This window comes from Vibrio sp. L3-7 (genome assembly GCF_963898195.1).
GTDB lineage: Bacteria > Pseudomonadota > Gammaproteobacteria > Enterobacterales > Vibrionaceae > Vibrio > Vibrio echinoideorum.
The window spans coordinates 191397-211089 of record NZ_CAWQUW010000045.1; the positions used below are offsets into that span (position 1 = coordinate 191397).

The following is a 19693-nucleotide window of genomic DNA, read 5'->3' on the forward strand; positions in this document are numbered from 1 at the left end:
CTCTAATTAAATATGAGTAATAATTTTATATTGTTGAACGTAATCTGATCTCTAACGCTGCAGATTATACTTACGCATTTTTTCAACCAAAGTCGTTCTGCGCATTCCAAGCATATCAGCAGCACGAGCAACAATGCCACCCTGCGCCTCCAAAGCTTGGTTAATCATATTCACTTCCATATCAGCGAGTAGCTCTTTGAGGTTAACCCCTTCTGGCGGTAACTCTTGAGGCGCATTCGCGTTATCGGCAAGATCATCTTGTTGATCAAAGCTAAAATCTTCTGAAAATATGTCAGCCAATGCATCACGTTCCTGATCTTCCTCAGACGCAAAGTTATTAAACTCTGGTTGGAATTCAGGAATATCACTGTATCGATATTTAGTGGGAAGGTGGTTCACGTCAACCAAGCTGTTTGGATAAAGGATAACCATTCGTTCAACTAAGTTCGCTAATTCACGAACGTTGCCAGGCCAATAATGCTCCATCAAAGAGTTGATAGCACGAGGCGTAAAACAGATTGGCATGCTACCTTCCGCTTCCATTCGGGTCATCAGTTCTTGAAGCAACAGAGGAATATCTTCTTTGCGATCTTGAAGTGCAGGCATTTCAATTGGGAATACGTTTAAGCGATAGTAAAGGTCTTCACGGAACGAGTCATCGTCGATCATATCTTCAAGATTACGGTGCGTTGCCGCAACTACTCGAACATCCGCTTTAATGGTGTTGTTACCACCTACACGCTCAAAGCATCGTTCTTGTAAAACACGCAGCAATTTAACTTGCATCGCCATTGGCATATCGCCAATTTCATCAAGAAATAGTGTGCCACCTTCAGCCAGTTCAAAGCGTCCTTTACGTGCGGTAATTGCACCAGTAAATGCACCTTTCTCGTGACCAAACAATTCACTTTCGAGCAACTCTGCAGGAATAGCGCCACAATTCACTGGTACAAATGGCCCAGTACGACGCTTAGAATGATAGTGAATATTGCGAGCTACAACTTCTTTACCTGTACCTGATTCACCAAGAATCAGCACGTTAGCTTCCGTAGTAGAAACCTGTTCAATTAAATGACGTACTTCTTGAATACCAGCACTTTGCCCTACCAGGCTGCGAAACAGTGTGTTCTTACGTGTAGAAGATACAACTTGAACGCCTTTACGGCCTAAGAAGTCTTTACAGTGTCTTAATGCATCACTGAGTTGAGGATAGTTAAGAGGAAGTTCGAGTTCGCCAACAAAGTTGGTGAGTTCATCAACTGGGTGATTGTTTTTACCGATCACAAGCAATGGAATGTGATTGGCGTGAACAAGCTTTTCATTGAGTAATGCGTTGAAGCCTTTACCTTTAATTGAGCCGATAATGCAGCCTGCCCACTGAAGTGACCAGTCTACTTTGCGCGCTTGTTCAGAGCTGATAACTTCGCAACTCTCTCCTACAAACTCTAATATTGTGCTTAAATTGTCACGATCTTGAGCGTTATCGTCGACGACAAGCAGTTTTGCCAAACCTTGCATAAGTAGGAATTATTGCCTTTATTTTGGTGCGATGCGGAAAAACGGTGAGCGACGTAGTCGATAAAACAGAGAAAAAACATCAATGATTATGTTTACGTGGACAAATTTAGGAAATCAGCAACGAAAAAAGCCATTAGGCTATCTAATGGCTTCTATTTTATTTGATTAAAAAAATAAGGCAACCAACCAATTGAGGGATATGAGATTGGTTAAAACTGCAATTTTTCTTTAAATACCTACTTCATCAGACGTCAAGTTGTGATATTCGTTCGGAATTTGGTCCCAAGCGCTCTTAATTTCACGGATAATATCGATAACATCATCAATTGGCTGTGGGTCATTTTTGTGATTTGCCGCAGAAATTTGCGTGATCATGAACTCATAAAGTTGATCTAGGTTTTTCGCAATATCACCACCATCGGCCATAGAAAGGCAACTGCGTAGGCTAATAATGATATCTAGAGCCTTACCAAGGCGCTCACCTTTCACCGGAATGTTGCCCGCTTGCATTGCCGCTTTACCTTGAATCAAGCGTTCAATAGCGCCTGCCATCAACATTTGTACAATCTTATGGGGTGAGGCAGCTGTTAGCTGACTATCCACTGATACCTTTTTATATGCCTGTAAAGAACCGCGCATAGTAAACCTCTTCTATAAAAACTTTTTGTATTGTTGAACTGATTTAGTACCGTGACGATATTTGTGTAGGGTCTTACCTACTCGACTCGTCTCAGACTGCATCAATTCGACTAATTTTCTGGTTCTGATAATGGCTTCAAACCATTCAGAACTTTGCTTAACGTCGGGATGTGAGTCGATGAATTGAAGCACGTTTTGCAATAACTGTTCTCTGTTATCGACAAGCTGCGTTATTTCTTCAGCATTAATTTCGCCAAATTCAAGCTTAGAGATAATTAGTTGATCCAGTTCACAAAGCTCTTCAAGCTGGTTGTTCATCTATTAACCTAACGCATTCATCATGCTGCCCAATTGGGATTGCATCTTACTGGTCGCATCTTGCATAGCAGTAAACTTAGAGTGCGTGCGGCTCTCTAGGCTGTCCATTCGGCGGTCCAATGCACCTTGATCATCAGCCAAGCGATAATTCTGTTCGACTAAGCTCTTTTCTCGTGTACGAATTGAGCCGGTAATGCCTGTGATGCCTTGAATCGCATCTTCCACTTTTTTGGCGAAACCGTTGTTGCCACCAAAGAACTCCCCCAACTTATCAAAGTTATTGTTAAGTTGACGGTCAAGCATGTCGTAGTTAATTTCTAGCGAACCTTGTCTCGTTGTCGTGATACCAAATTCAGTCAATGACTTGAGGTTATCTGGCGCACCTTCAATGCTCGACGAGAAGACACCTTTCAGTCTCGAGTCGGCGTTACGTACCGTACTATCGCCAGAAAGAGGCCCCTTTTGACCAGTCGTTGGATCCACACCAGCCAAGTTTTTAGAGACTTGGTAAAATTGATTGTAGGAATTAACAAAGGTCTCAATGTCTTGGCGAACACTTTTACGGTCGTACTCAACACCAATTTCTGCCGGCGGCTTATCTTTTGGTGTTTTTCCTTTCACCGTAATATCGATACCTTCAACGGCATCTTCAATCACATTGTTATTACTCGAAAGCTGAGCAACGCCATCCAAGACGACCATTGAGTCTTGCCCAGCCTGAACTTCAGCCATACCGCTATAGGTATCAAAAGACTGTTGTGCCAATTCGAGGTCAGCTTGCGCTTTATCGACTTGCTCTAAAAGTTCACGCTCTTCGGGCTCCAATTTCGCACGCTCAATTTTTTTGGCTTGTTCAGCGGTCAATTCGCCTTTTTGAACTTTCTCAGCCAGATCGGCTTTTTCTTGTGAAATTTTGTCTTCGATACGTGCTTGTTCAGCTTCAAGCTTTTGTTGAGCCTCTTTCGGCGTCACGTAAGAATCGGTCAGAGTACCCGAGGCAGCATTTGACCACCCTGGAACATCAGGAGCCTTCTCTATCGCTTTTTCATCAAGCTCGAGTTCTGGTGTGTAGTAAGAATCTAAAAGAGTTCCTGACGCTGTTTCAGTCCAACCCGGGATATTGTCTTCAGGCATCACTGATTTAGCGGCTTGAGCTGCGTCTAGGGCAGCTTGACCATCGGCTGCAGCTTGCTCGCCATAGCTAAGACTTTGAGAGTCTCCGTCAGCGGATGAAGCAGCATCGGTTTGATTTTTTGGGATAATATTGCCGTCTTCATCGAGTGTTTCACTCGCATTTGGGTCATCGTTAGCGATCGCTTCATCGATGAGTTCAACGGCTTTTCCTGCAGGGGTTAGAGCAAGAACATCTTGAGCAGCAAGGCGTGCTTTCTCTAGCGCCTTAACGCGTTCTTCAAGCGTTTTGTATTCGAGTTTTTTTAGAGGGTTAGCAGCATCAGATTCTACATTAATGCTGATCTGCTGATCTGAACCAGACTGGTTCGAGGCAACAATAAGTCGTGGGCCTTCGACATCATTGATAATAGATGCACGAACGCCTGGGTTGCTATCTGCACCATTAATACCGCGAACAACATCGATAAGTTTCGATCTGTCGCCAACTTGTATGTCAAAACTATCATCACCAAGCGAAACCTGCAGCTTACCTGGGCCAAATTTCATGTCCTCTGATAATACATCAGAAGCCACTTTATGGCTCTGGGCAAGCTGCAACACATCGATGGCATATTTGCCAGCGATCGCTTCGGTAGTCGCTGTTGCAGAGACAAGAGCTTCATCGGTACTCTCTACTGTTCGCACAGCGAAAGCTTTTTCCTGACGAAAATTTGTCATCAGGCTTTTCATCGAATCAAGGGATTCTCTGAGTCTTCCATAGGCACTAATGCTGGTGTCGATTCGCGTTCGTTCATTGTCGATTCGTTGCTGTTTAGGTACACGCTCCGAATCTACAATTTTGCTGACCATGGAATTGATATCCATGCCAGACGAAATCCCCATTGGGCCAAAACTCATTAAACCACCTCAATAATACGACTTAAACCTTCACCTCAAATATTCTACTATTCGAGTTTTGGGCTGCTAGGCGCCTTAGAATTTCAAGCATTTCTTCATCAGGTATCTGGCGAATAATATCACCTGTTGTAGTCTCATAAATGGTGACCACATCTCTACCCGATTCTTCATCAACTTTAAAAGCAACACCCTTATTGAGAGAAGAGATAAACTCGTTTACCTTTTCTACCATCTTGACTCGCTCTTCATCATTTAACTCTTGTCGAACTTGAGCTAATTGAATCGCCGCTTCGGTAGCCTCTTCTTTCGATTTCTCTACCTTGCCATAAGATGTTACTTCTTTCAGTCGTGAAATGCTCGACGCACTACTACCTTCATCGCTTGCAATTTTAATGCCATTAGGTGAGCCGTAAGGCTGGATGTTCGATGCGTTGGATGGAATTTCCATAACACTCTCCCTCCCTCCTTTATGAGCCAAACAGTAAAACTCTACGCTCAGTAGAGTTTACCGCTACTTACCGGAGTAAGTTTAGCCCAATAAGCTTAGAGCTGCTGATGGTGATTGTTTTGCTTGAGCTAAGATAGAAGTACTCGCCTGTTGTAGGATTTGAGACTTCGTCATTGCCGTTGTTTCTTTCGCGTAATCGGTATCTTTGATACGGCTCTTAGAAGCATTAACGTTTTCGTTAATGTTATCTAAGTTGCTGATAGCGTGATCAAAACGGTTTTGGAAAGCACCAAGAGAAGCGCGGTTACTGTCCACTGATTTTAGTGCACCATCAATAACAGATACGGCTTCGTTTGCACCAGCAACCGAGGTTACATCGATATCGTTAACGGTAACGTCTTTAGCTGCACCGATACCTAGTTCACCAGCAAGGCTGCCACCGAACTCAACATCACCTTCAACTTTTTGGCTTGAAGCGAAAAGTTGCAGTTTACCGCCTTCACCTACCGACGCTTTAACGTCTTGGCTTTGACCGTTGATGTAAGTTGCTAGCTCTTCCATATCGTTGCCTTCCTTCGCAGAAATAGCCAACTCTTGTGCTTCGCCAAACTTATCGTTGTATTTGATCGTTAAATCAGAACCAGCACCTACGCGCCAAGAAGCATCTTTGCCTTCTGTAACACCGTAGCTCTTACCACCCATGTCTTGAGTGTCAGTACGCATGTTGTTCATCGTTAGCATTACTGCTTCACCAGAATCAGCACCGATTTGGAAAGATTGGCTACCGTAAGTACCGTTAAGAAGCTTGTTACCACCAAAAGAGGTCGTTTCAGCGATACGGTTAAGTTCAGTGTTTAGAGCCGATACTTCTTCTTGGATCGCAACACGTTCAGATTTGCTGTTTGAACCATTTGAAGATTGAAGAGAAAGGTCACGCATACGTTGCAGAATGTTGGTTGACTCATTCATTGCACCTTCAGCAGTCTGTGCAATTGAGATACCGTCATTCGCATTTTTCACAGCCATATCTAGGCCACGACTTTGCGACGTTAAGCGGTTAGAGATTTGTAGGCCAGCAGCATCATCTTTTGCGCTATTGATTTTATAGCCAGAAGACAAACGCTCCATTGATTTTTGAGTACCTTCAGCCGCGCTATTTAGGTAGCGCTGAGCCGTCATTGCAGACACATTAGTGCTTACATTAATCGCCATAGTTGATCTCCTTTAGGCATTTTTTAGTGCACCTATGTGACTCTCACCTCACACAAATCCACATCAATTTGTTTTACATACCAGTGTCTCTCTCACCTTACATTGGTACATATCATTTCTCTCAATCCCTTTAACGGCCCCTTAATTAGAAGCTTTAATAAAAAATCGTTTTTTTTCGCATTATTTTCAATAACAAAGGAAAGTGTGATCGTTCTTCAATTAATAGGCTCATGTCCGCTAAAGCCAAATTTATCATTACGGGTATCGCTCTCCCTCATGAAAATGAGATAGGAAACCGGCCTCTAATACCTCGTTCTACTCAATTCTAAGATGAGGATAGGAAGGTAATTCTTCGTATTCGAATCACTACTTATGTCGGCCAAAAACGTCGAAGCGTGCGAACAAAAAATTCATCATCTAGAAATATTTGTCATTCCCTACCGCGAGGGATAAGCGTGATGGGGAATCCCGTTTTCATCCCGAATCACCGACACGGTTATTTCCCCGAAGACATCCTTTGCTAAATAACAGGCAATAAAAAACCCAGCCGAAGCTGGGTCTGTTTAGCGCTCATCTCTCACCACGAGCTAATTTGTGGAAGCCTAACGTTAACGTTTATGATCAACTGCGCTTATGATCAACAGCGCTTATAACCAACGTGGCAACGTGGCCTTTCAATCGATTAACCTAGTAGGCTAAGTGCCGAGTTCGGTGCTTGCTTCGCTTGAGCAAGAATCGAGCTTGAAGCTTGAGAAAGGATCTGAGACTTAGTCATCTGAGTCGTTTCTTTCGCGAAATCGGTATCTTTAATACGGCTCTTAGATGCGTTAACGTTCTCGTTAATGTTGTCTAAGTTGCTGATAGCGTGGTCGAAACGGTTTTGGAAAGCACCTAGCTCAGCACGGTGGCTATCTACATACTTAAGTGCCGCATCGATAACTGCAACAGATTCTTGTGCACCGCCAACTGATGTTACGTCGATAGTATCAACCGTTACATCTTTGCTAGGTTGCATGCCTAGTTCACCAGCAAGGCTGCCAGAGAATGCCACTTCGCCTTCAACTTTGTTGTTGCCAGTAAACATTTGCAGCTTACCATCTTCAGTTACAGACGCTTTCACAGAGTCTTGTTGACCGTTGATGTACGTTGCTAGCTCTTCGATGTCATCGCCCGCTTTCGCAGACACATCGATTTCTTGTGCTTGACCGAAGTTATCAGTGAACGACATTTTTAGGTCGTTTGCGCCAGCTTGAACATTCCAGTCTTTGTCTTTCGCGTTCTCAGTTTGGTAGCTTTTACCACCCATCTGAGCATTATCAGAACGCATATCTTTCAGTTGAAGCATTACCGCTTCACCGTTATCCGCACCGATTTGGAATGATTTAGTACCGTGAGTACCGTTAAGCAGCTTGTTGCCACCAAAAGACGTGGTTTCCGCAATACGGTTCAGTTCGTCGTTCAGTGCTGTTACTTCTTCTTGAATCGCTACACGCTCAGATTTTGAGTTTGAGCCGTTTGAAGATTGTAGAGACAAATCACGCATACGTTGCAGGATGTTAGTAGTCTCGTTCATTGCACCTTCAGCAGTTTGTGCAATAGAGATACCGTCGTTCGCGTTACGTACAGCAACATCAAGGCCGCGGCTTTGAACGTTCAAACGGTTAGAGATTTGTAGGCCCGCAGCGTCATCTTTCGCGCTGTTGATTTTAGAGCCTGAAGCTAGACGCTCCATTGATGTTTGTTGTGCGCTGTTTGCGTTGTTTAAGTAACGTTGCGCTGTCATCGCTGAAACGTTTGTATTTACATTCACTGCCATGGTGATTTCTCCAATTGATTTTCCGGTATAGCGGTTTCCGACGTCTCGGAAAACCAAGTAGTTCTCTCAAAGTTACATTTAATAACGGCTCAAAATCCCGAAGCTTTAGAAAAACTTTTAAAAAACCACAAAAAAAATATTAATTACCTATTTATCAGACACTTAATTTTCGTCTTTTTCTGAAACCGTGACCATTTTCAACGGAGAAAAGACCTCAATCTGTTTAAAAAACACTCTAAATGACTTATTAGTTAGCGAACGTATAGAAATGATCAATCACGAAACATTTCGTATTAGCGAAGATTTGATGTTCTAAGACGGGTTATTTATAGCGAAGCAGACTCGTTAAATAGAAGCTTTAAGCATTAACAAAGACAAAGCTAGAGGCTAGATGGGGGAACAGAAAGACAGAATAATAAAAAGGTAGATAACAGAAAGGAAAAAGCCCCTTTTCCTTTGAGAGAACCGGGGCTAGTTGGCGCGTCAGAGCCTGTGTGGAGATCATCGAGAAATGAACACATTTCCGACTTGCCGTTGCATTCTTACTGTAAAAATGGATAGCAGGTGAGAGATGAGAGAGCTAAACACTCAATAGTAAGTATGCTTGCCAGTTTCCCTTACTGCATGGCTCACGTCTGAACACGAGCAGTAAGTTCAACCAATAACTATTGCAATAGTGTCATTGCAGAGTTAGGCAACTGTTTTGCTTGAGCAAGTATCGAAGTACCTGCTTGTTGCAGAATTTGTGATTTGGTCATTTGCGTCGTCTCTTTCGCAAAGTCCGTATCTTTGATTCGGCTGTTTGAAGCGTCTACGTTCTCTTGAACGTTTGCCAAGTTATTAATACTGTGGCTTAGACGGTTCTGTTTAGCACCCAAATCAGCACGCTGTGAATCTACATACTTCATTGCAGAATCAATCACGCTGATTGCGTTTTGTGAACCTGCAACGCTGGTTAGGCTAATATCTTGAACCGATGTTGCACGGCCTTCACTCTTAATACCTAGCTCAGATGCTAGGCCACCAGAGATCGACATTGCACCCTCAAGGTCAGGTTCAGCAACGAATAGTTGGATGCGACCATCATCGGTAACCGATGCGTTAACAAGATCAGATTGACCATTAATGTAAGTAGCAAGCTCTTCGATATCATCACCGGCTTTGGTATTGATATCTAAAACGATGTCTTCACCTGCTTTGGTTTTGAATTCAAACTTAAGGTCGCTCGCGGTTGGCGGCACTTCCCAGCTTTTATCTTTACCGTTTTCAGAATCGAACGTAGTACCGCCCATACGGAAATCATCAGCACGAACACTAGTGAGTCCCATAATCATCGCTTCACCAGAGCTAGAACCTATCTGGAAAGATGCTTCACCAAATGAACCATTCAACAGACGACGGCCACCAAACGAGGTTGTTTCCGCGATACGGTTTAGCTCATCTTGAAGTGCCGAAGACTCTTCATCAAGCGCTGTACGCTCCGCTGCCGAGTTAGTACCGTTTGATGACTGAATAGCTAGATCACGCATACGTTGTAGTACGTTTGTTGATTCGTTCATCGCGCCTTCAGCGGTTTGAGCAATAGAAATACCATCATTGGCATTACGCATTGCGACATCAAGACCACGAGATTGCGCCGTTAAGCGGTTCGAGATTTGCAGACCAGCTGCGTCGTCTTTTGCGCTATTGATTTTATGACCTGATGACAAACGCTCCATAGAGGTCGCTAAGTCATTAGATGCTTTATTCAGGTAACGCTGTGCTGTCATAGCAGATACGTTAGTGCTTACATTGATAGCCATTTTGCTCTCCTTATGAGTTCGCAAAGTTTCTGCGAAGCGGCCAGCTTTACTCTCATATGGATAAGCACTGACCGTGTATTACTCGTTAAACCTCATTCAAGGTTTAAGAACTGTATAAATCATTTATGACAAACACAGATACAAGTTATATGCCAAGTTTAATTATCCATTAATTATTTTTATAAGATATAAAAATCAATAAGTTATAATTAATCATAGCGCGATATTGTATTACTACTACGGAATCATGAACTAAGCTCATTCATGAGTTGCCGCTTTTTGCCGCTCATATCAAACACACTGTGTTCTGTATAATAATCCGGCAAACTTTAAAGTGATTCGCACGTATGGCATAGCACATAAGGCAAAGAATCTACTTCAATGGTGAGTGTTAATTCACCACTGAATACCGATTGATCATTAAATATAGTTGAACAAGGTTAGGTCTTTAGTTTTACCAAACGCTTGTTGAGAAGCTTGCAATGCTCGAGAGTTTTCATTGAATTCAATGATAGCCTTCGAATAATCCAAATCTTCAAAGTTGCTTTTTGCTTTGGCTAAAGACAACTTAAAATCTTCATGTTGTTGCTCTTGAATATCCAGTGTACTTAAACGCGCACCAACATCGGTTCTCGCTTTCGTCAAATGGATAAACGCGGCATGGAACTCTTCAGTTACTTGGTGCAATTTCGCTGTTGCAGATGCGTCCGACACCGGGTTTTCAGCCTGCTCAGCCGCTTCTTTAAAGGTGTCAAAAATCGAGAAGGTTTCTCGAGGTTCCAAAGTAATTGAATCTCCCCTGGTTATTTGACCTTTAATTTGGATATTGAGCCCTTCAAATTGTATGCCTGTCGAAGGATCAAAATCTTCAGCGGCGACTACGGCACCGTCTTTTTCTAGCTGATAAGCAAACGTTCCTGTCTGCATATCAACAAACGTCACTTTATACTTCGATGAATCTTCAGCCGAGTTCGTCGCTCGTTCCAAAAGCAATTCAGAAGCGGGTTCAAGCTCATACTGAGGTTCGTAATCACCGAACGGGTTATCTATTTCCATAAATAACTTACTGCCCGGATCATTCATCGCCATCTCGAAGCTACTCGCGACACGCATCTTGCGTTGATAGTCATCACCTTGGTAGCTGACGTTACCTTCATTATCTCTAAAGAAAGGTTGATTCTTCGGCTTCGTACCAGCAAAGGTGTAATTGCCTGATTCATCTTGTGAATTCGACAGATGCAAAAAGTTATTCGAGAGTTCTTGAATTTCACGCTGTTTAGCCAAGCGATCTTCTGGAGAAAGTGCACCGTTGATCATTTCCATCACAGTTCGCTTCGCTTCATCAGCGAATCCTTCCGAGTTAGCGATCATGACTTCATGATGCTCTAAACGGTTTCGAACTAACGTAATCGCATCTACGTACTGTTTGAGCTGCTCTGACTGCTGACCAATGTTCTGCAAATAGTGCGTCGCTAATGGGTCATCACTTGGCGACTGCAATTTCTTGCCCGAGGCCAATTGCGCTTGGTTGTGATGTATCTTGTTCTCTTGACGGCGTAAGTCATTCTGAACAGATTGGTAATTATGGAAGCTCGAAATACGATTCAACATTTATACTTCCTACCTCAGAGCCAAAATAGTATTAAACGTATCATTAGCCGCTTGCATGATGCGTGAAGAAGCCATATACGCTTGCTGAAATTTCATCATATTTGCCGCTTCTTCATCGAGGTTAACCCCCGACACTGAAGCAATACGTTCCTGAGCGGATTCCTTTTCTAAGGTGGCAATGTCGCTTAAGCGAATTGCCGTCGACGCTTTCAGGCCCGTGTTAGTATTCAAGTTATGATAGAGATCCAAGATCGTAGACTCACCATCATTCAATACCTTTCCTGTCTGGAGGTTTTGTAATTTACGCAAGTTTCCGTTGTCGCCTTCAGAAGGGACAAGGTTTGCCGTAAATTTATCGTTTGCCACAGCGCCAGAGGTCAACTCGAAAGTCGTGCCATTAATCGTAACCGGCCCTTCAGGTGGGTACGGCTGAGGCTGCATTAAAATATTGCCTTTCGGGTCAGTCACGGCAAACTGTTCACCTTTTGGTGACACAATCACTTCAAATTCACGCAGTTGACCGGCGGCTAAGATCTTAAATCCAGCGCTGCCTTTAGCAAACGTGGTTGATGCCTCATAACTTTGCGCCGCAATATCTTTGGGATCTTTGGTTTCCATCTGCATTTGAGCAGCGAAATTACGTGTTGGGCGCAACAAAAGCTTCTCACCCAATTCTGGGGGATTTCGAACTTCGACTCGCATGCCATCTAAATAAAAGGCATTGCCACTTGAATTGGTGCTGACCTTTACGGTTTCACCGTCGGGCTTAGTCACGACATAGTCACTTCCGTCATACTTAAGACCATATTCTCCGCCTTTTAAGGCAGACATATCATCAATATAAACGGCAACATCAGCCTTTGATTGACTGCCAGCCGTAACGCGAGATTTAGCAACTAGCTCAGAGTTCACATCAGTAAAGAGGTTTTGACCAACGTTACCATTGAGATCTAACCCTTGTGATTGGAGTGAATTCACTTTCTCCGAGAAAGCCGTCGCCAAACGTCCAAGCTCATCCATGATGTCAGGAATGTGTTCGTCTCGCATATCAAGCATGGCACCGATCTTCCCATCGATATCATTACTGGTGATCGCCTTCAGAGACTTGCCTTCAACAATTGCAAGTCGACGCTGATGTGTATCAGGTAAACCATCAACCAGCTTCAATTGACTCGCTTCACTGCCAGAAACTAAGGTATGGCCATTACCAATATGGACGTTAAAACCTTCCGCGTTAGAGCGTGGTGTCACCGTCACTTTGGTATAACCGGATAGTTCATTAATCAGTTTTTCGTGCTGATCTCGCAAATCATTGTGAGGCCCTGGCGTTCTCATCATCAAGCGCTGGACGTCACGAATTTCAACCGCAAGTTGGTTGACACGTTCAATGCCGACTTCTAATTTTTTATTCGTAGAATCAGACTGTTGACGTACCGTTTCATGAAATTCATTTAGGGTTTTAGTCAAGAGCCCTGCTTTTTCTAGCACGACTTTACGAGCACCCACATCGTTCGGTGTATCGGCTAGTGTCTTAACTGAATCAAACCATTCATTGAGGTTTTCTGGAATCTTCTTTGAAGCGACCGATGACAACATGCTCGACAACATATCGAGGTTGGCTTCTGTATCGCCTTTATTAGCGGCATTGGTTGTCGATAAGTTAAGTTCTTTGACGGCAAACTGATCCCAAGAGCGGCGAACATTTTCCACATGCACACCCATACCATAGGATTGACCACCGTACTGACGTGGGTCATTCACACCTTGAATCACAGACTGACGGCTATAGCCCTCTGTGTTGGCGTTAGAAATGTTATGACCTGTGGTGTTTAGCTGTCTCTGAGCCGTAAGAACACTTTGTGCCCCTACATTCAGAAGATCCGACGCCATAATGCCCCCAAAAAACTTAACAAAATCAGAATGAACTGATTAACTACTACAGCATATTACCAAGATATTTAGCAAAATATGTGCCAACAGGTAAGGCAGTGAGTTGAAAGAAAATATTTAGTGAGAAATGACAAGAGGAAGATAGGGGACAACAAGAAAACGTCAAAGGCTAGATAAGAAAAGAGCCTGCCAGTAGCAAGCTCTCTATGTAGATCAATGAAGCTAGTTCATCTCATCAATCTTGGCTTTAACTCGTAAAACCTTGTCTGCATAGTTAGGGTCAGTGGCGTAACCAGCCTGATGAATGCCTTTGATGAAATTCTCTGAATTACCTTGATGCTGCAGAGCGGTATCGTACCTTGGGTTTTCGTTCAAGAACTTAACATAGTCGTTGAAGCTATCTTCGAAACTGGAGTAAGAACGGAATGAAGCCGACTCTTTAACGGCTGTTTTACCATGGAACTCTAAAGTCTGAGTTGCAACCTTATCGCCCTTCCAGCTTCTGTCTGCTTTAATATTGAACAGGTTATTGCTGTTGCCCAAAGAGTTTTTAACCATTTTAGAACCCCAACCCGTTTCAAGTGCTGCTTGTGCCAACAACAGCGATGAATCCACACCGAGTGCACTTGCCGCTTTTTCGGCATAAGGCTTCATCGACGTAACGAACGATTCCGGCGAATCAAATGAAGCGGGTTGTTTTGCTACTGACACGCCTGTTGTTGACAGAGCTGATGCTGACATAGCTGACGCAGATTGTACTTCAGAAGCCTTACCTTCTGAACGACCTGAGAACTGAGGCCTTTGCAATGAAGTATCAAACCCTTCACTACGAACTTTCTCTTCAGACTCATCACTGGCTTGGCCTGCACTCAATTGAGCGACAATCATATCCGCAAGCCCTAATGAACCAGAAGCGCTCAACTCACTCGCCATTTGGTCATCTTGCATTTGGCGATAGAACTGCTCGTTCTGACTATTCAACATATCCGACTTAAAGCTCGAGTTCGCACTTCGCATCGACTTAAACAACATCGACGTAAAAATAGATTCAAACTGTTTTGCAGCAGCAGTTAATGCTTCTTTCTCACTGCCTTCTTCACCATTTACGGCTTGTTGACGAAGACGGTCTAGGCTACCGATGTCGTGAATAAAGCCGATGTCATTGTTATTCTTAATCATGCTTTATGCCTTAAATAATGATCAACTGGCCTTCAATCGCACCCGCTTGTTTCAGTGCTTGAAGGATTGCCATTAAATCAGAAGGTGCAGCGCCCACTTCATTGACTGCGCGAACCAAATCATCGAGCGTTAAACCAGGTTCAAACTTGAACATCTTGCCATCGGCTTCTGTTATTTCGATATCAGAATCGGGAACCACCACCGTTTGACCACCAGAGAATGCATTCGGTTGGCTCACGTTTAGGTTTTCTTTGATTGCTACCGTCATGCCACCGTGCGTAACCGCAGCCGCTTTTAGGCGAACATGTTTACCAACAACAATAGTGCCTGTACGAGAGTTAACAATAATCTTTGCAGAACCTTCTGCTGGGTCAAATTCAATGTTTTCGATGGCAGACAAGAAAGCCACACGCTGGCTGATTTCTCGTGGTGCGCGTACTTTTACTGACGTTGCATCGACCGCAGAAGCCATTTGTGGACCAAGGAAATTATTAACCGCATCAGCCAAACGTTGCGCTGTGGTGAAATCAGATTGGATTAGGTTGAAAGTGATGTAGTCGCCACGACCAAAGGGGGTTGGGATTTCTTGCTCAACTGTCGCACCACTAGAGATGATGCCAACGTTAGGGTTATTACCGACAATCTTAGATCCGTCATTCCCTTGAGCACTAAAGCCACTCACAACCAAGTTACCTTGTGCCACAGCATACACTTGACCATCTAGACCTTTTAGGAAAGTCTGCAGCAAGGTACCACCACGCAGGCTTTTTGCTGCGCCGATAGAAGAAACCGTTACGTCAACTTCCTGACCTTGCTTTGAGAAGGCCGGCAGTTCAGCGGTAACAATTACCGCGGCGACGTTTTTAGTTTTTGGCTTAGTGCCGGGTGGCAATTGAATGCCAAAATTTTGCAGCATTGCGTTAAACGTTTGATCGGTAAAGGGAGTTGTCTCACCGGTGCCCGGCAAACCCGTAACCAAACCATAACCGACAAGTTGGTTACTACGAACACCCGCCACTTTTGCCACGTCTTTAATACGCGCAGCATGGGCACTGGTGGCAAGAAATAGCATGCCGAATAGTACGAGTGTCAGTTTTTTCATTGAGTAACCTGTCTGTATTGCTTTAATTTATAATGAGTTAGCTTGAAATTAGATAATTCTAGGAGTGTCAGTTTGTCGACACTGTCTCAAGCTCTACAAAGATACATTAAAGAATCGTGCCAAGAATCCAGGCTCTTGCATATCTTTCTGAACGCCAGTACCTGAGTACTGAATTCGCGCGTTAGAAACTCGGTTCGAAGCAATGGTGTTTTCGAAGTCAATGTCGTCCGGGCGAATCGTGCCACTTAGGCGGATGTACTCATCACCGGTATTCAATGTCATCCATTTCTCACCACGAACCACTAAGTTGCCATTGGCTAATACTTCGATGACTTCAACGGTAATATAACCGCTGATGCTGTTACTTTGGTTGGCTGACGCATCACCGGCAAAGGTGTTGGTGTTACTCAGATCATAAGAGAAGTTGTACTTGTCGATAGTGAGCTCTTGACCACCGACTGCCAATGGCTCCATAGAAGCATCATTCGACTTAGACATGTCTGCGTTGGCTTTTTTGGTCGCTCGAGTATTCTCGTCTAACGCCACAGTAATGATGTCACCAATGCCACGAGGCTTTGAATCGTCATACATGCTGCCAATATGACTCACATTGAACAAAGAGCCTGTTGCCGCTGCGTAGTGTTCTGGTTTTTGCTTTGGATTGATTGGCGCCCATGCAGGATCACCAGCAATTGGGTCTGTTCTACCACGAAGCGTATCGATAATGCCTGAGCTCTCTTGAGCCGACTTATCACCTTCCACCGCATCAACCACTGTGGTCGCGTTTTCTTGTGCCGGAGTTTCAATCGGATCCAGTACAGTACAACCCGTCATTGAGGCTAACAAAGCTAGGCAAAAAATACGTTTCATGGCGATATACTCTCAGTAGGCAATGGTAAATAGATTAATTAGAAACAGATCTATTAATTATAAATAACTAAACGGCTAATAAACCAATTACAGCTGTTGGTTAACAAAGCTCATCATCTTGTCTACCGACGAGATAACTTTCGAGTTCATTTCGTATACACGCTGAGCTTCAATCATGTTAACCAGCTCTTCGGTTACGTTTACGTTTGATGTTTCTAGCATCGACTGACGGATATTACCTAAGCCATCAAAGCCCGGCACACCCTCTTGTGGATCACCACTTGCGCCTGTTGGCAAGTAAAGGTTTTGACCGACTGGCTCTAAGCCACCTGGGTTTACAAAGTCTGTAATTGTAATTTGGCCGACTACCACGTTGTTTTGTTCACCACGTAGACGAACCGATACTTCACCGTCGTTACCTACCGTCACAGAGATCGCATCCTCAGGGATAACGATTTCTGGTTGCAGCGCATAACCTTGGCCTGAGGTTACGATTGCGCCGTCACCGTTCAGCGTAAACTGACCATTTCGGCTGTAACCTGTTTCACCATCTGGCATTTCAACTTGGAAGAAACCATCGCCTTCGATCATCATATCTAAGCTGTTTGTAGTGGTTTGAGCATTACCATGAGTATGCACTTTTTGAGTGGCGACGACTTTTGAACCGGCACCCAACATCAAACCGCTCGGTAACTCAGTATTCTGTGAAGATTGGCCACCCGGTTGGTTAATGTTCTGGTAGAACAAATCTTCAAATACCGCACGACTCTTTTTGAAACCAATGGTTGAGGCGTTGGCAAGGTTGTTTGAAATTGTTGAGATGTTGGTTTGTTGGGCGTCTAAACCTGTTTTACTTACCCATAATGCTGGATGCATAGCAAATTCCTTTAAATTCTATTAGCTCATACGAAGCAGTGAATCAGACGACTTGTCCATTTCCTCTGCCGTGCTCATCATCTTGACCTGCATTTCAAACTGACGTTGTAAGTCAATTAGGCTGGTCATTTCACCAACAGCATTTACGTTGCTGCCTTCGATGGCACCTTTTAGCAACGTTACCGCTGCATCTGCTTCGTATGCCTGATCTGGGTTTTTCGAACGGAATAAACCATTCGTGTCTTTAAATAAGCTTTGGTTGTCTGGACGCACAAGCTTGATACGGTCGACAATCGCTAATTCTTCAGCTGGAGCGCCTTGAGGAATCACCGAAATTGTACCGTCTGTGCCGATTTCGACTTTACTGATAGGAATGGGTAGTGTGATGGGTGCGTCGTTCTCGCCTAACACCAAATGACCGCTTGCGTTAGTTAGCAAACCGTTTTGGTCAACCTTTAGGTTACCGTTACGCGTTAGTCCTTCACGGCCAGTGTTGTCCATCACCGAAATCCAACCATCACCTTGAACAGTAACATCGAGATCTCGACCAGTGGTGACCACACTACCTTGTGCGAAATTATGACCCGGACGCTCTGTCATGCTGAAAACACGAGTAGGCATGCCTTCACCGTACGCTTGCATTGAACGTGCTTGTGCTAAATCAGCACGGAAACCCGTTGTACTTACGTTGGCAAGGTTGTTAGCACGTAGCTGCAAAGCTTGCATATTTTGCTTAGCGCCACTCATGGCAAGAAACAGTGCGCGATCCATAATTTTGCTCCAAAAATCATCTTCTGGAGCTAATAAAGCAAACACTGTGCCAATATTTTTAACTGTTATTTATCAATAATTTAAATAGAAAACAAACAGGAAGGGCGATCATCAAAGGATCATTGAGGAAGAATTGTTGCCAGTGGCATTACCGTGCGGCAATAGGGGCGGCAAATAGAAAAGCAAACAGCCATATCAAATTCAGCAACAATACCCAATTCAATAACATTGAATTGGGTATTCGCAGATGATTCAAACGCTCGAAACGATTAACGAATCTGAAGAATATTCTGTTGTAGTTGGTTGTGTACTTCTAGAGAACGCGAGTTCGCTTGGAAGTTACGTTGAGCAGAAATCAAATCAACCAGTTCTTGAGTCATATCGATGTTCGACTGCTCTAGCGAGCCGTTGTTGATGCTACCAAATGAACCTTTGTTCGATTCACCCCAGATCTTAGAACCTGAGTCATTAGTAGAATCCCACTGAGTGCCGCCTTTCTTATCTAGGCCTTGCTCATTGGGTACACGAACCAAGCCTACACGGCCAAGCATCACGTTTTCACCATTTGAGTAAGTACCTAAAACACTGCCGTACTCATCGAAATCGATTTTGGTTAAGAAACCTGTTGTCGCGCCATCTTCATCAAACTTAGTCAGTTCAAATGGAGCGGCAAACTGAGTTGATGAATCTAGACCAAACTTCAGCACTTGCGTTGGATCAGCACCGTTCAAATCGATTGGGTTAGGGCCTGCACCTAATGCTTCAGAGTTAATTGGCTGACCATTGTTAAGGCTCGCCAACGTACCGTCATTATTGAACTTCATTGTGTGGCCAACATGACCTTGTGCATTCGTCGCATCACCACCAGTAATGTTTACCGGCTTTTCGCCGTTCTCATCTGACATGGTGTAATACGTCTGCCAAGTGTTTGGTTGCGTCTGATCTTTGAGGTAGTAAGTCGTTAACTTGTAAGACTGACCCATAGAATCGTATACCGTCGAAGACGTTGCACGGTTATAGGTATCAGAATCTTCGAAGTTAAATGCAGCCGGGTCTTTAAGATCACCGTTTGCAGGAAGGTTAACCCCTACTTCAATGTTTTCTGTCTGTTTTGGCTTACCAAATTCAGCAGGAATGTCGAGAGGCTTTGGTGCGTAAGAAAGAACTTCACCCGAGTTAGGATCAACATCATAACCTAACAGAAACTCATCGTTAGCCGTAACCATGTAGTTGTCTTTGTTTAGGTGAAATGCACCGTTACGCGTTAGTTCGTTGATCTCTGGCACCATACGATCTTTCGATACTGCAAAGAAACCTGTACCACTGACACGTAAGTCCATTGGGTTGTTCGTGTAAATACTTGAACCTTCATGGAACTGTTGCGCGACTTGGGCAGCTTGTGCACCACCACCAGCAGTCGTTTTTGCGTTAGTGAACAACGAGCTTGAGTAAACATCACCGAACTCTGCACGCGACTCTTTAAAGCCAAATGTGTTTGCGTTCGCAATGTTGTTACTGGTTGTATTCAGGTCTAATTGTGCAGCGGATAGACCGCTTAAAGCTACATATGACATTCCAATATTCTCCTAATCTATCTAGCTAGCATAATC

General features: G+C 43.9%; 16 protein-coding genes. All 16 read right to left on the reverse strand.

Annotated elements, in window-relative coordinates; all coding sequences use genetic code 11:
• Positions 1-51 precede the first annotated feature (51 nt).
• Positions 52-1518, reverse strand: coding sequence for a sigma-54 dependent transcriptional regulator (locus tag AACW75_RS20955; RefSeq protein WP_145570320.1), 1467 nt, complete (start codon positions 1516-1518; stop codon positions 52-54).
• Between the two features lie 228 nt (positions 1519-1746).
• On the reverse strand, positions 1747-2157 hold the full coding sequence (gene fliS, locus AACW75_RS20960) for a flagellar export chaperone FliS (RefSeq protein WP_017073210.1): 411 nt from the start codon (positions 2155-2157) through the stop codon (positions 1747-1749).
• A 12-nt stretch (positions 2158-2169) separates the two neighbouring features.
• Positions 2170-2475, reverse strand: coding sequence for a flagellar protein FliT (locus AACW75_RS20965; RefSeq protein ID WP_145570318.1), 306 nt, complete (start codon positions 2473-2475; stop codon positions 2170-2172).
• Positions 2476-2478: 3 nt separating this feature from the next.
• Positions 2479-4506: a flagellar filament capping protein FliD gene (fliD, locus tag AACW75_RS20970; RefSeq protein ID WP_145570316.1), complete on the reverse strand. Its 2028-nt coding sequence runs from the start codon at positions 4504-4506 to the stop codon at positions 2479-2481.
• 22 nt (positions 4507-4528) lie between these two features.
• Complete coding sequence (gene flaG / locus AACW75_RS20975) at positions 4529-4954, reverse strand: flagellar protein FlaG (RefSeq protein WP_017073213.1); 426 nt, start codon at positions 4952-4954, stop codon at positions 4529-4531.
• An 81-nt stretch (positions 4955-5035) separates the two neighbouring features.
• Positions 5036-6166: a flagellin gene (locus tag AACW75_RS20980; RefSeq protein ID WP_135457925.1), complete on the reverse strand. Its 1131-nt coding sequence runs from the start codon at positions 6164-6166 to the stop codon at positions 5036-5038.
• Positions 6167-6848: 682 nt separating this feature from the next.
• On the reverse strand, positions 6849-7982 hold the full coding sequence (locus AACW75_RS20985) for a flagellin (RefSeq protein WP_237297507.1): 1134 nt from the start codon (positions 7980-7982) through the stop codon (positions 6849-6851).
• A gap of 665 nt (positions 7983-8647) precedes the next feature.
• Positions 8648-9784 (reverse strand): flagellin, encoded by a 1137-nt coding sequence (locus tag AACW75_RS20990; protein ID WP_017073288.1) that lies wholly within the window; start codon positions 9782-9784, stop codon positions 8648-8650.
• 420 nt (positions 9785-10204) lie between these two features.
• On the reverse strand, positions 10205-11395 hold the full coding sequence (gene flgL / locus AACW75_RS20995; RefSeq protein ID WP_017073287.1) for a flagellar hook-associated protein FlgL: 1191 nt from the start codon (positions 11393-11395) through the stop codon (positions 10205-10207).
• A 9-nt stretch (positions 11396-11404) separates the two neighbouring features.
• Positions 11405-13285 (reverse strand): flagellar hook-associated protein FlgK, encoded by a 1881-nt coding sequence (gene flgK / locus AACW75_RS21000; RefSeq protein WP_102550774.1) that lies wholly within the window; start codon positions 13283-13285, stop codon positions 11405-11407.
• Between the two features lie 222 nt (positions 13286-13507).
• Entirely contained in the window at positions 13508-14464 is a 957-nt protein-coding gene (gene flgJ, locus AACW75_RS21005; RefSeq protein ID WP_145566039.1) for a flagellar assembly peptidoglycan hydrolase FlgJ, read from the reverse strand.
• A gap of 10 nt (positions 14465-14474) precedes the next feature.
• Complete coding sequence (locus tag AACW75_RS21010) at positions 14475-15566, reverse strand: flagellar basal body P-ring protein FlgI (protein WP_017073284.1); 1092 nt, start codon at positions 15564-15566, stop codon at positions 14475-14477.
• 93 nt (positions 15567-15659) lie between these two features.
• Positions 15660-16436, reverse strand: coding sequence for a flagellar basal body L-ring protein FlgH (gene flgH / locus AACW75_RS21015; RefSeq protein ID WP_017073283.1), 777 nt, complete (start codon positions 16434-16436; stop codon positions 15660-15662).
• Positions 16437-16523: 87 nt separating this feature from the next.
• Positions 16524-17312 carry a flagellar basal-body rod protein FlgG gene (gene flgG, locus AACW75_RS21020; RefSeq protein ID WP_017073282.1) on the reverse strand — a complete coding sequence of 263 codons (789 nt, stop codon included), beginning with the start codon at positions 17310-17312 and terminating at the stop codon, positions 16524-16526.
• 21 nt (positions 17313-17333) lie between these two features.
• On the reverse strand, positions 17334-18083 hold the full coding sequence (locus AACW75_RS21025) for a flagellar basal body rod protein FlgF (RefSeq protein WP_017073281.1): 750 nt from the start codon (positions 18081-18083) through the stop codon (positions 17334-17336).
• Positions 18084-18352: 269 nt separating this feature from the next.
• A complete protein-coding gene (flgE, locus tag AACW75_RS21030; RefSeq protein ID WP_102550776.1) occupies positions 18353-19657 on the reverse strand; it encodes a flagellar hook protein FlgE in 1305 nt (434 codons plus the stop codon).
• Positions 19658-19693 lie beyond the last annotated feature (36 nt).